General features: G+C 71.3%; 17 protein-coding genes and 2 pseudogenes. 11 read left to right on the top strand and 8 right to left on the bottom strand.

The window, feature by feature from the left end; all coding sequences use genetic code 11:
• Positions 1–127: 127 nt before the first annotated feature.
• Both AC4IJH_RS09520 and AC4IJH_RS09515 read left to right on the top strand, forming a co-directional pair.
• Positions 128–388: a hypothetical protein gene (locus AC4IJH_RS09520; protein ID WP_490851176.1), complete on the top strand. Its 261-nt coding sequence runs from the start codon at positions 128–130 to the stop codon at positions 386–388.
• A 186-nt stretch (positions 389–574) separates the two neighbouring features.
• The gene (locus AC4IJH_RS09515) at positions 575–1,081 is read left to right on the top strand and encodes an NUDIX hydrolase (RefSeq protein ID WP_490851132.1); all 507 of its coding nucleotides are present in this window, start codon (positions 575–577) and stop codon (positions 1,079–1,081) included.
• Positions 1,082–1,168: 87 nt separating this feature from the next.
• On the opposite strand, the gene AC4IJH_RS09510 is transcribed toward AC4IJH_RS09515, so the two are convergent.
• The 4 genes from AC4IJH_RS09510 to AC4IJH_RS09495 form a co-directional block, all read right to left on the bottom strand.
• Complete coding sequence (locus AC4IJH_RS09510) at positions 1,169–1,624, bottom strand: DUF6099 family protein (RefSeq protein ID WP_490851131.1); 456 nt, start codon at positions 1,622–1,624, stop codon at positions 1,169–1,171.
• A gap of 160 nt (positions 1,625–1,784) precedes the next feature.
• On the bottom strand, positions 1,785–2,156 hold the full coding sequence (locus tag AC4IJH_RS09505) for a nucleotide pyrophosphohydrolase (protein WP_490851130.1): 372 nt from the start codon (positions 2,154–2,156) through the stop codon (positions 1,785–1,787).
• Entirely contained in the window at positions 2,153–3,358 is a 1,206-nt protein-coding gene (locus AC4IJH_RS09500; RefSeq protein WP_490851129.1) for an ATP-binding protein, read from the bottom strand. The genes AC4IJH_RS09505 and AC4IJH_RS09500 overlap by 4 nt, the downstream gene beginning before the upstream one ends.
• Before the next feature lie 55 nt (positions 3,359–3,413).
• Positions 3,414–3,803, bottom strand: a complete 390-nt coding sequence (locus tag AC4IJH_RS09495) for a cell division protein SepF (protein WP_490851128.1) — start codon at positions 3,801–3,803, stop codon at positions 3,414–3,416.
• Between the two features lie 229 nt (positions 3,804–4,032).
• On the opposite strand from AC4IJH_RS09495, the gene AC4IJH_RS09490 reads away from it, so the two are divergent.
• Positions 4,033–5,202: a magnesium and cobalt transport protein CorA gene (locus tag AC4IJH_RS09490; protein ID WP_490851127.1), complete on the top strand. Its 1,170-nt coding sequence runs from the start codon at positions 4,033–4,035 to the stop codon at positions 5,200–5,202.
• A gap of 228 nt (positions 5,203–5,430) precedes the next feature.
• On the opposite strand, the pseudogene AC4IJH_RS09485 reads toward AC4IJH_RS09490, so the two are convergent.
• Both AC4IJH_RS09485 and AC4IJH_RS09480 read right to left on the bottom strand, forming a co-directional pair.
• Positions 5,431–5,598: pseudogene (locus AC4IJH_RS09485) on the bottom strand (thioesterase domain-containing protein); the annotation flags it as partial.
• Positions 5,599–5,777: 179 nt separating this feature from the next.
• Positions 5,778–6,218, bottom strand: a complete 441-nt coding sequence (locus AC4IJH_RS09480) for a cold shock domain-containing protein (RefSeq protein WP_490851126.1) — start codon at positions 6,216–6,218, stop codon at positions 5,778–5,780.
• A gap of 437 nt (positions 6,219–6,655) precedes the next feature.
• Between AC4IJH_RS09480 and AC4IJH_RS09475 the strand changes: the two genes are divergently transcribed.
• Positions 6,656–7,081 (top strand): hypothetical protein, encoded by a 426-nt coding sequence (locus AC4IJH_RS09475; protein WP_490851125.1) that lies wholly within the window; start codon positions 6,656–6,658, stop codon positions 7,079–7,081.
• A gap of 113 nt (positions 7,082–7,194) precedes the next feature.
• Here AC4IJH_RS09475 and AC4IJH_RS09470 read toward each other — a convergent pair whose 3' ends face one another.
• On the bottom strand, positions 7,195–7,326 hold the full coding sequence (locus AC4IJH_RS09470; protein WP_490851124.1) for a hypothetical protein: 132 nt from the start codon (positions 7,324–7,326) through the stop codon (positions 7,195–7,197).
• Between the two features lie 428 nt (positions 7,327–7,754).
• Between AC4IJH_RS09470 and AC4IJH_RS09465 the strand changes: the two genes are divergently transcribed.
• Both AC4IJH_RS09465 and AC4IJH_RS09460 read left to right on the top strand, forming a co-directional pair.
• The gene (locus AC4IJH_RS09465) at positions 7,755–8,885 is read left to right on the top strand and encodes a sensor histidine kinase (RefSeq protein ID WP_490851123.1); all 1,131 of its coding nucleotides are present in this window, start codon (positions 7,755–7,757) and stop codon (positions 8,883–8,885) included.
• Entirely contained in the window at positions 8,882–9,490 is a 609-nt protein-coding gene (locus AC4IJH_RS09460; RefSeq protein ID WP_490851122.1) for a response regulator transcription factor, read from the top strand. Before AC4IJH_RS09465 ends, AC4IJH_RS09460 begins: the two co-directional genes overlap by 4 nt.
• Before the next feature lie 147 nt (positions 9,491–9,637).
• Here the strand turns inward: AC4IJH_RS09460 and AC4IJH_RS09455 are convergent, their stop codons facing one another.
• Positions 9,638–10,417: an alpha/beta hydrolase family protein gene (locus AC4IJH_RS09455; protein ID WP_490851121.1), complete on the bottom strand. Its 780-nt coding sequence runs from the start codon at positions 10,415–10,417 to the stop codon at positions 9,638–9,640.
• 210 nt (positions 10,418–10,627) lie between these two features.
• Between AC4IJH_RS09455 and AC4IJH_RS09450 the strand changes: the two genes are divergently transcribed.
• The 5 genes and pseudogenes from AC4IJH_RS09450 (at position 10,628) to AC4IJH_RS09430 (ending at position 14,761) form a co-directional block, all read left to right on the top strand.
• Complete coding sequence (locus AC4IJH_RS09450) at positions 10,628–11,299, top strand: TetR/AcrR family transcriptional regulator (protein WP_490851120.1); 672 nt, start codon at positions 10,628–10,630, stop codon at positions 11,297–11,299.
• Positions 11,300–11,461: 162 nt separating this feature from the next.
• The gene (locus AC4IJH_RS09445; protein WP_490851119.1) at positions 11,462–11,998 is read left to right on the top strand and encodes a DUF4863 family protein; all 537 of its coding nucleotides are present in this window, start codon (positions 11,462–11,464) and stop codon (positions 11,996–11,998) included.
• Between the two features lie 85 nt (positions 11,999–12,083).
• A complete protein-coding gene (locus AC4IJH_RS09440; protein WP_490851118.1) occupies positions 12,084–12,620 on the top strand; it encodes a hypothetical protein in 537 nt (178 codons plus the stop codon).
• A gap of 82 nt (positions 12,621–12,702) precedes the next feature.
• Positions 12,703–13,976 (top strand): annotated as a pseudogene (locus AC4IJH_RS09435) (VWA domain-containing protein).
• A complete protein-coding gene (locus AC4IJH_RS09430) occupies positions 13,976–14,761 on the top strand; it encodes a hypothetical protein (RefSeq protein ID WP_490851117.1) in 786 nt (261 codons plus the stop codon). The pseudogene AC4IJH_RS09435 and the gene AC4IJH_RS09430 overlap by 1 nt, the downstream one beginning before the upstream one ends.
• Positions 14,762–14,773: the final 12 nt, after the last annotated feature.

The raw sequence follows: 14,773 nt of genomic DNA, 5'->3' as shown, positions 1-14,773 counted from the left end.
GTAGTTCGGTGATCGTTGGCGAGGGCGGAGTCGGACCGCCCGGCCCGCGCACCGGTGGCCGCTGCCGGTCGCGACAAGTGCAACGCCGTCCTCCCCCGAAGGGGAGGGCCCAGGCCGAGGAGGCCGCATGTCCCAGGAAGCCGTGCCGGACCAGGCTGCCGTACCCGAGCAGCAGGGCGCGCCCAAAGGTCTCCTGCAGCAGATGGAGGAGTTGATGGCAGCACTCAACGCCGACCTCTCCGATCTCAGCACAGACCTGCACTCCCCCGGCAACCGCCCCCCGGTCTCCCCCACCCACAACACCCCTGACAGCACCGCCTCCGGAAGCGACGGCCCCGGCACCCCCTACGGCACGGACCGTCCCGGCAGGGACCTCCCCACCGACTGAACCACCCCTGCCTCACCCCTCCGGGGGCGGGTCCCCCCCGCCCCCACCCTCCCCGCCCCACCCCCATCCCCCATCCCTCACCCCCGCCCCAGCGCAGTACCAGAGCAAGCCCAGCGGGCCATGGCACGTGCCTGCCACAGCAGATTTCACGGGCGCCCTCATGTGCTCCTGGCTTAGCCTGCCGGAATGTCTGGTCATGAGGGCTACTGCCGCCGATCCGCCCGAGTAGTACTGCTCGATGAAGCCGACCGGGTACTGCTGCTCAAGTTCCACGTCGATCCCGAGAGGCCAGAGGCCGGGTACGGCTGGGCAACCCCCGGCGGGGGCATGGAAGACGGCGAGACGCCGGCGCAAGCCGCTGCCCGGGAACTGCGCGAGGAGACGGGGCTGTCCGTCGAACCGGGTGCGCTCGGTCGCTGCATCGCGGAGACGTCTGGGCACGCCGACCTCGGCTGGGCCTCAGGACTGTTCCAGAACCTCTTCTTCCACTACCGGGTTGTCTCCCACCAGGTCGACACCACCGGGCAGGAACCTCACGAGCTCAAGTACCACGCAGGGCACCGCTGGTGGACTGCGGACGAGCTGGCCGCCAGCAGTGACACGATCCACCCGCTCGGACTGGCCGGGTTGGTAGCCGGCCTCTGCGCCGCGGGAGCGCCCGCCGAACCGGTCCGGCTCCCCTGGCACCACTGACGGACCAGGCCCGCCCCCACCCGCCCCCTGCCCGCGGCCCGCGGCCCGCGGCCCGCCCGCGGGGGACCGGCATACGGCGGCGGCGCGTCACGCCGGGTCTCGGTCGCGTGTGGTGAGGCGTTTCAGGATGCCGGAGACGCGGTCTCTGGAGGCGTCGGCGGCGTCCATGGCTTCTACGCAGTGCCAGTACAGGCCTTCCTCGTCGGCGATGCAGACGATGTTCACCAGGGCCTCGCAGACCTCGCCGAGGAGGCCGCACAGGCCCAGGAGGGCGGCTCGGGCGTCGCGGACCTCGGAGAGCTGGGCGGCGCGCAGGGAGTCGGCTCTGGGCAAGGGGCAGAGCAGCGCCCCGACCGGGCGGGAGCCGGCGTCGCTCAGCCGGTGTGCTCTGGAGCGCACCTCGTGGGGTCCCGATATCGCCAGATGGCTGCCGATCGCCTCCGCGAGGGCCTGCGCCTGCCACGCCTCGACGACGATCTCCTGCACTGTCCGCGCCTGCGCCAGACCGCGCCGACTGGCCGCGATGATTCGCACCGCATCCATCCGCGACCCCTCCCTCGCCCGTTGCCCGCCTCCGCTGCGTTCATCTTCCGCTACCTAGCGTGAACTTGAACCGACAAAAAAGCCAGAGGAATTCGCAAATCTGTGGACAACCACGACGATGTGGAAAGATCCATCACTCCGGAGAGTGACGAAGAGCGTTTCAACCCTCCCGGCCCGGGTGACTTTCCCGGACTTTTTGGCCTTCCTGGCCCGACTTCGCCGGGAACCGCGTCTCATTGCGATCGATCTTGGCGGCCAGCGCCGTCAGCGCGTCGATCCCCAGCACCTCGCAGAACTGCAGCAGGTACGCCAGCACATCGGCGACCTCGTCCTCGACCCGCCCCGCCGTCCGCGGATCCGTCATGACCGCGGCCGACTGCTCGGGCGTCAACCACTGGAAGATCTCGACCAGTTCGGACGCCTCGACGCTCAGCGCCGCGGCCAGATTCTTGGGGGTGTGGAACTGCTGCCAGTCCCGGGCCGCCGCGAAGTCGGCCAGCCGCTTCTGCAATGTGTGAAGATCCTCGCTCATACCCCTAGGTGTAGCACCCGCACACCGGGCAGCCCCTCCGCGGCCGACGCGTCCCGCACCGCCGCCAGCAGCCGGACGTGCCCGCGCTCGGTCATGCGTACCGCCAGCTCCAGCAGTTCGCGGGCCTGGCGCCGGTCCATGCAGCGGTCCAGGCCGTCCGCCAGTACGGCCATCGCCTGCCGGGCGGGCAGCACCTCCGCCACCGGGTCCATCGCCAGCACGCTCGGCCCGGTGAGCAGGACGAGCGCCAGCGCGAGATAGCGCAGCTCGCCGTCGCCCAGCCGCTCCACCGGCATGGTCCCCAGCTCCCCGCGCCCGATCAGCGCCTGCAGCACCGGCGGCCCGCCGGGCACGGCCGCCCGCTCCTCGGCCCACAGCCCCTCGACGGGTCCCGTACACCCGGCCCGTACGGCGGAGACCAGGGCAGCGTGCCGCCGCGAGCACTCCCGGCTCGTACGCTCCAGGACGGCCGGGAGGTTGTCGCACGCGGAGCCCAGCCGCCCCTCGTCCCCCCAGGCGCCCTCGACACCGGCATCCCCAACGCCGTTGGCACCATGGGGCTTTGCGCCGCCCGCCGCGCCCCGCATCGCCTCCGGACGCGGATCGCAGGCGAACGCCGAGCGCAGCGCGACCACGACCTGTTCGGCCGCGGCCAGCACCAGCCGCTGGCCCTCGGTCTTGCCCGCCACCCGCAGCGGCAGCAGGGCCGTGCCCAGCAGGTCGTCCGGCAGCGGGGCCCGGGTCACCGGCACCGCGCCCGCGGTGTGCCAGGCCGCCTGGACCGCGCGCCGCGCCGGGTCCGTGAGCGCGGTGGTCAGCAGCGTCGTGCCGCCGCCGGTCAGCCGCTCGCCGACGATGCGCAGTTCGGGCTCGGCCTGTACGGCGAGGTCGAGGCGGATCTCACCGGCCGGGCCGTCGACCGTGCAGCCGATGCGGAAGCCGCGCCGGCCCTCGCCGTCGGGGCGCGCCCACTGCGGCACGCACGCCGCCGCGCCGCCCGCCGCCGCCACGGCCCGCTCCAGGCGCGCCCCGCCGCCGAGCCGCGCGAGGATCTCGTACGCCTGCAGTACGCCGCTCTTGCCGCTGCCGCTGGCGCCGGACAACAGGGTCAGCGGCCCCAGCGGCAGCGTGCGACCGCGGTGCGACTTGAAAGCGGACAGGCGTAATTCGACGACCACCGGGCGCGCGCAGTCAGTGTCCATGAGCGGACGCTATGCAGCCGCCGTTCCGGAGAACCGTTTTGCCCGGCGGGTCTTCCTACGATCGGGGTACGGCCCCGGCCTGCGGCGCGGCGACCTCGGTGCCGACGGGAGCGAGCAGGAAGACATTGGTGTCCACGCGGTGCATCCCGCTGCCGAGTCCGAAGACGACGCCGCTGGAGAAGTCCAGGATGCGCTTGGCGACATCGGTGTCGGCCACGGAGAGGTCGAGCAGGACCGGGATCTGGGCGATCAGGTACTCGGCGACCTCGCGGGCGTCGGCGAAGGTCTGGACGCGGATGACGACGAAACGCCGCATCTCTTCGTCCGGTTCCTCCTCAGGCAGGGCGCGGTGGTCAGGCCAAGACGGCCATTCACTGCTGCTGCGAAGGGGGACGACCTCGGCGAGCCCTTCCCACTGTTCGTCGGTGGCATCGGGCCCGTTCACCGAATCACCTCGTTCGGGGGCGCGCTGGATATCTGCGGTAGCGGTGTGTGCATCGCGCAATTCTAGGGATAAACATACAAACCTGGCCGGACATGACACACGTGTGGCGTCACATGCCTGCCCCATCCTGCACCATGGGCACTGACCAGCGTCGACACCCCGGCCATATATCCTGCGTCGAGTTCTTGTGTTCCTGTTCACCCCAGTTGTCTCGGAGGTCGGTTCCGCGATGAGCGCCACGGGCAGCGAGCCGCCCGGCCGACGGCGACGCGGACTGCGCGCGCTGCGCAAGAAGCCCGCCAAGAAGCGGCCCGCCCCCGCCCCGCCCGCCGGCACCACGCCCGAACCCGTCACGGCCGAGGGCCGGCCCGCCGCGGCGAGCAGCCTCATCAACGCCGCGCTCTACCGAGGCGGCCACCGGGTCAGCACCCACGACACCCTCGCCGACACCTTCCGGCATCTGCGCTCCACGCCCGACTCCATGGCCTGGATCGGGCTGCACCGCCCCTCCACCGCCGAAGTGGCGGTCCTGGCCTCCGAGTTCGACCTCCACCCGCTGGCGGTGGAGGACGCCCTGGAGGCCCACCAGCGCCCCAAGCTGGAGCGCTACGGCGCCACCCTCTTCGTCGTCCTGCGCGCCGCCCGCTACATGGACGACGCCGAAGAAGTCGACTTCGGCGAGCTGCACATCTTCGTCGGCCCCGACTTCGTCATCACCGTCCGGCACGGCGCGGCCCCCGACCTGTCCTCCGTACGCCGCCGCATGGAGGGCACCCCCGAACTCCTCAAGCGCGGGCCCGAAGCGGTTCTCTACGCGGTCCTGGACACCGTCGTCGACGGCTACGCGCCGGTCGTCGCCGGGGTCCAGAACGACATCGACGAGATCGAGACCGAGGTCTTCGGCGGCGATCCGCGCGTCTCGCGCCGTATCTACGAACTCTCCCGCGAGGTCGTGGAGTTCCAGCGCGCCACCCGCCCGCTCAACGGCATGCTCGAAGGCCTCACCGCCGGCTTCGAGAAGTACGGCATCGACGAGGAACTCCGCCGCTACCTGCGCGACGTGGCCGACCACGCCACCCACACCACCGAACGCGTCGACGGCTTCCGCCAGGCCCTCCAGGACATCCTCACCGTCAACGCGACCCTGGTGAACCAGCAGCAGAACGCCGAGATGCGCGCCCTGGCCGAAGCCGGCTTCGAGCAGAACGAGGAGATCAAGAAGATCTCGTCCTGGGCGGCGATCCTCTTCGCGCCGACGCTGGTGGGGACGATCTACGGCATGAACTTCGACTTCATGCCGGAGACGCACTGGGTGCTGGGGTATCCCTTCGCGATCGTGCTGATGGCGGTGGTGTGCGTCAGCCTGTATTTCATTTTCAAGCGGCGGGACTGGCTCTGAGCGGCCGTTACGGGGTGGCGGTCGCGGTGCGGGCGTGGCAGGCGAGGCGCTCGTTGATGTCCTTTGGGCGGTCGGCCAGGCAGAAGTGGCCTCCGGGGTAGACGGCCATGCCGAAGGCGCCGTCGGTGGTCCGTCGTCGTCACGCTGGTGGGCGGCCTCGTTGCAGAAGAGGGAGAGGGCCCGGCGTCCGGAGGCGAAGAGCATGGTGGGCCGCGCGCCGTCCTTGTCCAGTCGCAGCGCGGTCTCGAAGGCCGGCCCGGCGCCCATGCTGTGGCCGAAGAGGGCAAAGGGCACATCGGTCCACGGGCGCAGGGCGGCGGCCAGTTGGTCGGCCATGGCGGCCACCGTGCCGATCGGCTCTTCACCGCGGCGGTCCCGGCGGCCCGGGTACCGCATCGCGAAGATCTCGGCGGTGCCGGAGAGTCCCGAGCGTCGGCTCCCTTCCCTGCCCTGCCCGTTGCTGCCGCCGGGCGGAGCGCGGGTGCATAGGGGCGCCGCAGCTATGCGGGCATGGCTGCGGCACCCTTGGTGCATAAAGTCCGCTGGTGGGGTGGGTGTTGGTACGCGGCCGGGTGTCAGCCCTCGACCCATCCGTGGTCGCGTGCCAGGTCGACGATGCTCGCGCGGATCCGCTGGATCTGCCCGGCCGTCAGGCTCTCGTCGGCCGAGACGAGGGCTTCGAGCAGCTCGCTCCTGAGGTCGGCCGTGGTCAGCACGTCGCACAGGTCGTCCTGGGGCAGGCTCCGCTGCGCGGTCGTACGCCCCGGACCCGAGGCCAGCGAGTCGTGGGCGAGCGGCCGGCCCGCCGGCTTGTGCAGGAGGCGGATCTTGGATGCCTTGGGGCCCTTCTCCCCCGCCTCCAGGAAGAACTCCACCTGGTTGCCCGCCTGGTAGGCGGGCTTCTCGTCGACCAAATCGTTCGCGTGCATGAAAACGTCCTCGTCCCCCGAGTCGGGGGCGATGAAGCCGTATCCACGAACCTCGTCGAACCGCAGGATCTTCCCCGTCATCAACACAACAGCCACACCTTCTAGCAATACCGCTACCGCAACAGACGGGCGCCCCTGGCGCCTACGTACAACGTACCTACGCGCGCCGGATCGCACGAGCCGTCTTTGCACAGTGACTCCGGACGGTACGGGCGCCGGCGCCCCGGCGGCCGGTCCGCCCGCATCCAAGTGGCCGTCGTGGAAGCCCATTGGGCCCGTGGGCTCGACGACTCGCCCTGCTCAGGCGGCCGCGCCCGGTGAGGGAGCCGCCCGCTACCCCTAGAAATTCATGACATTTGTCATGTGCGACCAATGGGAGATCTCACTACCGAGCACACGGCGCCGACGAGAATCATCCGTTGTCGTAAGAGACGTTGCATGGGTACGACTGGAATTCCGGGAGACGGCCCGCAGGCTCAACGCGAGTTTCGTCCGAGCACCAGCAGGAAAGCGAAAGGACCACCATGACAACCCGGGTCATCGCGGCGGAACGCCTGGACGACGAGAGCGTCCAGCGGAATTTCCGCAGCACCAAACGGCTCGTCGGCTGCTACGTCGCCCTGAGCGTCCTTACGCTCATCGCCATCATTGTGCTGCGCGACCACCCCGACATCGCGACCGACGCCGCATGGGTCCGCTGCATCATCGTCGTCGCCACTTCTCTGCTCATGACCTCGTTCGCGGCCCGGGCCTCCCGCGGCCACGCCAAGTCCTTCCTGCGACTGCGGCTGGCGTCGGGAATCATGGTGGTGGCCATCGCCATCATCGTCGCACTGCCCGGCGCGTTCCCGGTGTGGCTGAGGATCGAGCAGGCCGTCTGCGGACTCATTTTGCTGGGCGTCGTCTCGAAGGCGAACAGCAAGCTGCTGCGCTCGGTGTTCGCCGAGTAGCGAGTGTTCGCCGAGCGGCGGATGCCGAAAACCCGAATCGCCCGCAAGGAACCGGCCGAACGGTTCCTTGCGGGCGATTTCCGTTACGAAAAGGCAAGCCCTGTGTGCGGACCTTACGCCTTGCTCTCGGCCGCCTCCGCGTCCGCGGCGGCCGACTCCTCGGCCGCCGGGCCCGCGAGCATCTCGCCGCTCATCGAGGAAATCATCGGCACGTCGGCCGGGCGCGGGGCGATGCCGTCCAGCACCCGCAGAGTGTTTCTACCGGCACACCTGCTGTTGGGGCCGCCGTGGTCAGCGGCGCTCCGTGAACGGATCGTGCCGGCTGACGGCGTCAGGACCCCGTCAGGGCAGCCCGCTGGATCATTGTTATGCCGGGGGCCTGCGGTGTTCAGCTGACGCGAGTCCGCACCTGAACGCCGCTGCCGCGGAAGGGGTGTCCGAAATCTGCACCCATGACAAAAGTCATGATCGAACGGTGGGAGGTATCACTGTCGTGCCCTTGTCCCCTCCGCCATCATGGCTGTTGTGAACGGAGAAGGCCCTGGTCAGACAGGTGGCGGCAGCAGCCAACTCCCCGGTGGCCGTGGCGCTTTTCAGGTGGTGGATACCGTGGAGGCACTGCGCGGGGACAGCCCCCACACCCGATGGCAAGGACGGTAGGTAGCGTGCGGTGATGTACGAAGGCATGAGGCCACCGGGCGACTGGTCGGCCGTCACGCCGGAGCGATGGTCCCGGGGGTGGCGGCGGCTGGTGCTGGCCGCCGGGATGCTGGTCTTCCCCCTGGTGACGGCAGCCGGGATTCCCGAGTACTCGCACGGCACGGACGCCGTCGCCGGGTATGTGATCGTGGCCGGGTTCTGCTGCTGCTGCGCGCTCGCGGGCGCCTTGGCCGCACGTCTGGCCTGGACCCCGTTCTGGGTGATGCTCGGCGCGATGGCCGTGCTGTTCGTCGCGGCTCTGCCCTACGCCCGCACCGACGCCTTCTTCCTGTGCGCGGTCATCGTCTCGATGGCCGCGGTGTTCGTACGGCGCTATGTGGCGCTGACCGTGGCGGCCTGCGCGCTCGCCAGCCTTGTCGTGCCCTGCCTGGTGCGCTCGTGGCACGACGGGCCCGGCTGGGGCCAGGCGCTGGCCATCGTCTTCACCTCCCTGACCGTGTACGCCTTCTCCGAGATCGCCCGCGCCAACCGCTCCTTGGTCGAGGCGCGCGCCGAGGTCGCCCGGCTGGCCTCGGAGGCCGAGCGGGCCCGTATCGCCCGTGACCTGCACGACCTCCTCGGCCATTCGCTCACCGCCATCACGGTCAAGAGCAGCCTCGCCCGCCGGCTCGCCGCGGGCGAGGCCTCCCGCGCGCTCCCCGAGATCACCGAAGTGGAGACGCTGACCCGTCAGGCGCTCGCCGACGTCCGTGCCGCGGTGTCGGGCTACCGCGAGGTGACCCTCGCCAATGAGCTCGCCCGCGGACGGGAGTTGCTGCGGGCATCGGGCGTCACCGCCGATCTGCCCACGGCCGCCGATGTGGTCGATGCCGCCCACCAGGAGTTGTTCGGCTGGGTCGTACGCGAAGGCCTGACCAACGTCGCACGCCACGCGCGCGCCAGCCGGTGCACCGTCACGCTCTCCGCCTCGGAGGTGGAGGTCCGCGACGACGGCGTGGGCGGCCCGGCCCCCGACGGCAACGGGCTCTCCGGCCTGCGGGAGCGGGTCGCGGCGGCCGGCGGCCGCGTGGAGGCAGGACCGGTGCGCCCACGCGGCTGGCACCTGCGGGTATCGCTCGAAGAAACGGCGGCCACACTGCCATGACGATCCGTCTTCTGCTCGCCGACGACCAGGCCCTGATCCGCCAAGCGCTGTGCGCCCTCTTGGCGTTGGAGGAGGACTTCGAGGTCGTCGCCTCCGTCGGGCGCGGCGACGAGATCGTGGAGGCTGCCCGGCAGGCCGGGCCCGACGTGGCGCTGCTCGACATCGAGATGCCCGGCCTCGACGGGCTGGCGGCGGCCGCGGTCCTCGCCAAGCAGCTGCCGTCCTGCCGCGTGGTCATCCTGACGACGTTCGGCCGGGCGGGCTATCTGCGCCGGGCCATGGACGCCGGCGCCGTCGGGTTCGTGGTCAAGGACGCCCCGGTCGAAGTGCTCGCGGATGCCATTCGCCGGGTGATGCGGGGCGAGCGCGTCGTGGACCCGGCGCTGGCCGTGGCGACCCTGGCGGCAGGCGAATCCCCCCTCACCGCCCGGGAGCGCGATGTGCTCATTGCCGCGCGCTCCGGTGCCACGGTGGCCGAGATCGCGGCCACCCTCTATCTGTCCGAAGGGACCGTCCGTAACTACCTGTCAGCGGCGACCACCAAAACCCAGACCCGCAATCGGATGGAAGCGCTGCGCGTCGCGGATGAGCGCGGCTGGTTGTAGTGACCGAGAGTCGCCGTGCGCAGGAGATGTTGAGCGCGCTGGGCGAGATCGTCCGGGATCCCTCCCTGGACAAGGTCGCCGAGCTGGCCCGCCGCAGCCGTCTGCCCGCGCTGGACTGACCCGCCGCGCCCCCAACTCCCTTGACTGTCAGCCCTGTTGCGGTACGGGGAGGTAGCGCCCGGCCCAGGCGGCGAGCACGGCCGCGGCGTACTCGGCGTCGGCCCGGCGGGTGAGCAGGTGGTCGGCGCCGTCGAGCGCGACGAAGGACTTGGGGTGGCGGGCGGCGCCGAAGATCTGCCGCGCGTGGTCCACGTCCACCGTCGCGTCCGAGGGCGCGTGCATCACCAGCAGGGCCGCGCCCAGTTCCCGTATGTGCCGGGCCTGCGGCTGTGCGGTGATGTCGTCGATGAACTGCTTGCGGATACGGAAGGTGCGGCCGGCCAGGTTCACCTCGGCCTCGCCGCGCCCCGCGATCTCCGCCCGGCGCTCGCCGAAGCTGTGCGTGACGTGTTCCGGGGCGGCCGGGGCGCCGATCGTGGCGACGGCCGCGGTCTCGGGGATGTGGCGGGCGGCGGCCAGCACCGCCGCCCCGCCCAGCGAGTGCCCGATCAGCAGGGAGGGCGCCGCGTACCGCTCGCGCAGGTGGGCGGCCGCGCGCACCACGTCGTCCACGTTCGAGCTGAAGGTGGTGTCCGCGAAGTCGCCGCCGGATTCTCCCAGGCCCGTGAAGTCGAAGCGGAGTACGGCGATTCCGTACGCCGTCAGGGCCCGCGAGATCCTGGCGGCGGCGAACCCGTCCTTGCCGCAGGTGAAGCAGTGCGCGAAGACGGCGTAGGCCCGCGGGGTCCCCTCGGGGTGTTCCAGGCGCGCCGCCAGTAACGCGCCCTGCGATCCGGGAAGTTCCATCGTCGTGCTGCGTCCGGCCATGCCCGGTGCCCCCTCCTGCGGTCTGTGCGCCCTGTCCCGGAGTGCCCGTACGCGTGGTCGCGGTGCGTACGCCGCCTCTGTCCGGCCACCTTGCCGCACCAGAATCGTTACAGTCAATAGTCGTAACTGAAGTATGTCCCGTCGGCGCCTCCCGGCCCCGCGACCGGCCGCCGGGCTGGCTAGTGTGAGCGGCACACAGGAGGGCAGCACATGAGCAGCGAGAACGGGACCGGCAGCGGGTCCGCGCCCCGGGGGAAGACGCCGCAGCGGGCACAGGCCTCGCACCCCGGCGGCAGGCCGCGCGACCCGGCCATCGAAGAGGCCATCATCCGGGCCACCCGCAAGCGCCTGGCCAGCGACGGCTACTCCCGCATGACGATCGGCGACATCGTCGCGGACGCGGGAGTCACCCGCCCCACGCTCTACCGGCGCTGGGCGAACAAGTACGAGCTGGTCGTCGACGCCCTCCAGTACGGGCTGCACAAGCAGCGCGACGCCTACCCGCCCCTGGACCTGGACCGGCTCGCACCGCTGGAAGCCTTCACCGAAGCGGTGCGCCGCCTCGATCCGCGCTATCACAACGACCGCGCCATGGCCCTGCACGGGAACTTCATGGCCGAGGTCGAACGCGAGCCGGGCCTGCTGGAGCAGCTGCGCGAGCACGGGGTGGCCCCGCGCTGCGAGGAGCTGCGCCTGGCCCTGGACGCGCTCCAGCGACGGGGCGCCGTACGCGAGGACGCCGACCTCGACGCCGTCGTCTCGCTCTGCTTCGGCAGCTACTTCGCCGACTATCTGCGCACCGGCCGGGACACCCCCGACGACCTCGCCGACCGCGTCGTCGCCCTCCTGTGGCCCGCCATCGCGGCGGACGGCGCGCCCTAGAGGACCGCGCAGCCGACGCCCCGTCGGCACCGCACGCCGGACCCGCTTCCGGGCCGGCGGAGCACGTCCCGCAGCAAAGTTTCGTTACAGCTATTGACTGTAACGAAACCAGTCGGGCAAGGTGATCACACCGCGTACCACTCGTACCGAAAGGCATGCACCATGAGCACCGACCACCGCGCCGAACTCATCGAGCGCAGCATCCCGTTCCTGGCGGAGATCAAGAACCGGACGGCGGGCAAGGAGCTGGAGGCCTGGCTCAACAGCACCTACGGCCCGTACAGCGCGCTGTACGGAGACCTGGCCCGGCTGATCACACTGGGCGTCGAGGAGGGCTGGGCCGCCAACATCGAGGTGGACGGGCCCCGTTACCGGCGCAGCGTCATCGCGCCGCCGTCGCCCGACAACCACTACTTCAGCATCACGGCCGTCTACATGAACAGCGTCGAGCGCTTCCGGGGCCAGTACCACGCCCACCCCTACGGCGAGCTGAACCTCGTCGTCCCCCTCGACCCCGGAGCCGAACTGGTCGGCCCCAGCGGCTGGCAGGGCCCCGGCTGGACCTCGCCCGCGCCCGGCAGCCACCACTACCCGGAGGTCAGGGGCGGCGCGCTGATCGCCCTGTTCTACCTCCCCGCGGGCCGTATCTCCTACGACGTCACGCGGCCGCCCCGGCACTCCCGTACCACCACGGCCTGAACCGGGGGCCGATGGGCCGATGGGGGCCGATGGGCCGATGCGTGCCGATGGGCCGGCGGATGCCCACTGGGTATCGTGACGCCGCGTGGGCGACAACAGCACTGTATGGACCCTGGCCATCGCCGCGCTGACCGGTGCGACGGCGGTGCTGGCCAGTTGGGTCACCAGCCGGGGCAGCACCCGGGCCGCCCGTATCCAGGCGGAGACCGCAGCGCTCGCCCAGCGCACCGAGCGGCTGCGGGAGAGCCGGCGCGCGGCGTATCTCGACTTGATCGAGCAGACGCACCGGATGGGCGAGCTGTACTGGGAGATCTCCGCCGCGCTGCGGGTGACGGACGAGGGTGAACGCCTCGCCGCGCTCAAGGAGTTGCAGGACCGCGAGGTCGCCGAGTACGCCAGGCTGCGGCGGTGCGCCCGGGTCGTGGAGCTGGAGGGGCCGCCGCATGTCGCGGCCTCGGCGCTCACCCTCCAGAAGGCGACCGGCCCCTTCTTCCGGTCCGTCAGGGCCGCGCTGGCGGGCGATGCGGGCGCCCCGCAGGAGTTCGACGGGGCCTACCGCCCCTTCTGGCAGGCGCTGGAGGGCTTCGTCGACGCCGCGCGGGACGCCCACCAGAGGGACTGACGAAGAGACGGGCATCGGGCCTGCCCACAGTCCCTGATCGGCCGTTTTGGATCAAGGCGGGAGTTCTCCATACGATCCATCGATGATCACAAGAAAACGGCTGGCGGCCGGGGTGTCCGGCCTGCTCGCCGCCCTGGCGCTGGGGCTGCTGCCCACACCCGCTGCCGCCGCCGACGAACCGGGCGCGGCGGACGCGAAGCCCTCCCCCAAGGTCGAGTTGGTGCTCGACGTCAGCGGCTCCATGCGGGCGCGGGACATCGACGGCAAGTCCCGGATGGCCGCCGCGAAGCAGGCGTTCAACGAGGTGCTGGACGCCGTGCCGCCGCAGGTGCGGCTCGGTATCCGTACGCTCGGTGCCAACTACCCCGGCGAGGACCGCCAGCTGGGGTGCAAGGACACCAAGCAGCTCTACCCGGTCGGCCGCTGGACCGCACCGAGGCCAAGACCGCGGTGGCCACCCTCGCTCCGACCGGCTGGACGCCCATCGGACCGGCCCTGCTGGCCGCGGCCGACGACCTCAAGGGCGACGACGCGACCCGGCGGATCGTCCTGATCACGGACGGCGAGGACACCTGTGCGCCGCTCGACCCGTGCGTGGTGGCGCGCGAGCTGGCCGCCAAGGGCACCCATCTCACCGTCGACACCCTGGGGCTGCGCCCGGACGCCAAGACGCGCAAGCAGCTGAGCTGCATCGCCGAGGCCACCGGAGGCACGTACACCACCGTGCAGCACACCGCCGAACTGCGGGACCGCGTGCACCAGTTGGTGGACAGAGCGGCCAAACCCACCGTCAACCCGGTGGCCACCGAGGGCGCGCAGAGCTGCACCGACGCCCCCAAGCTGGGGGCCGGGCTCTACACCGACCGTGAGAAGTTCGGCGAGCACCGCTGGTACCGGGTGGACGTCAAGCCCGGTCAGGAGCTGCGCGCCTCGGTGAGCGTGGGCGCGGACCGCGCGGTCAACAACGACTACGGCGTACTGCTGCGGGCCTCGACCCTGCACGGCCGGGAGATCGTACGGGGCTCGGAGGCGGGTTACGGACGCACCGACGTCATCTCCTCCGGTCTGCGCTACCCCAAGCCCGCGGCCGACGACGAGAACGCTCCGGCGGAGACCGTCTGCCTCCAGATCGGCAACTCCTTCTCGGCGCCGCCCTCCGTCAAGACCGACCCCGGCCTCCCCGTCGAGCTGGCCGTCGACGTCGTGAACGCGCCCGACGACGCCGCCGACCCGGCCTCCTTCGGCCTGGGCCGCGGCTGGTGGCTGCTGGCCGCGCTGGCCCTGGCAGGTCTGATCGCCGGTCTGCTGTGGGGCTGGATCTCCCGCTGGCGCGTCACCGTCTGGAGGACCAACTGATGCGTACCGTACGGACTCTGACGACCCTTCTCCTCCTGACCGGCACCGCCCTGGGCCTGACCGCCCCGGCCCACGCCGACACCACGCCCCCTTCCCCCTCCCCCAGCGCGAGCACCCCCGCCACCCCCACCGAGGCCGGCACCTCCTTCCGTACCGCAACGCCCGTCAAGCTGGGCCAGAAGGCCACCGCCGACGCCTCCACCGGCGACTACCTCTACTGGTCGCTCCCCCTGGACGCCGGCCAACGGGCCACCGTCACCACCAAGGTGACGCTCCCTCAGTCCGCGCGCCACGGCACCGCCACCTGGCAGCTGGACGTCTACGACGGCCTGCGCCGCCGCCAGCCCTGCATGTACGGCGCCAACTCCAGATCGGCCCCCAAGGACGCCACCACCCTCGAACTCTCCTGCACCCTGCGCCCCGTCCACTCCTGGGCCGACCCCTGGTCCAACACCCCCCTCCCCGGCACCTACTACATCCGTCTGACCACCACCGCCCTCCCCCAGGACGACCTCGGCCAGCCGGCCCACGCCGAACTCACCACCACCGCGCTCGACACCGGCGGCGCCCAGGCCGTCGACGGCAAACTGGCCGCTCCCCTGGTCCCCGCCGGCGCCTCGACGGACGCCACCGCCCCGGAGGGCGGCTGGTCCTCCGGCCGCTGGTCCGACCGCTGGCTGTGGACCGCGGTCGGCGCCGCCCTGGCAGCCCTCGCCGGCATCGGCGGCTACACCCTCACCCGCGGCCGAGGCCGCCCGTCCCACCTTCCCCCGCCGGGCGCCTGACCTTTATGCCCG

It is taken from the genome of Streptomyces sp. UF-297 (assembly GCF_058245575.1).
The sequence above is the reverse complement of the archived record's forward strand: the minus strand, read 5'-3'. Positions and strand labels throughout refer to the sequence as shown.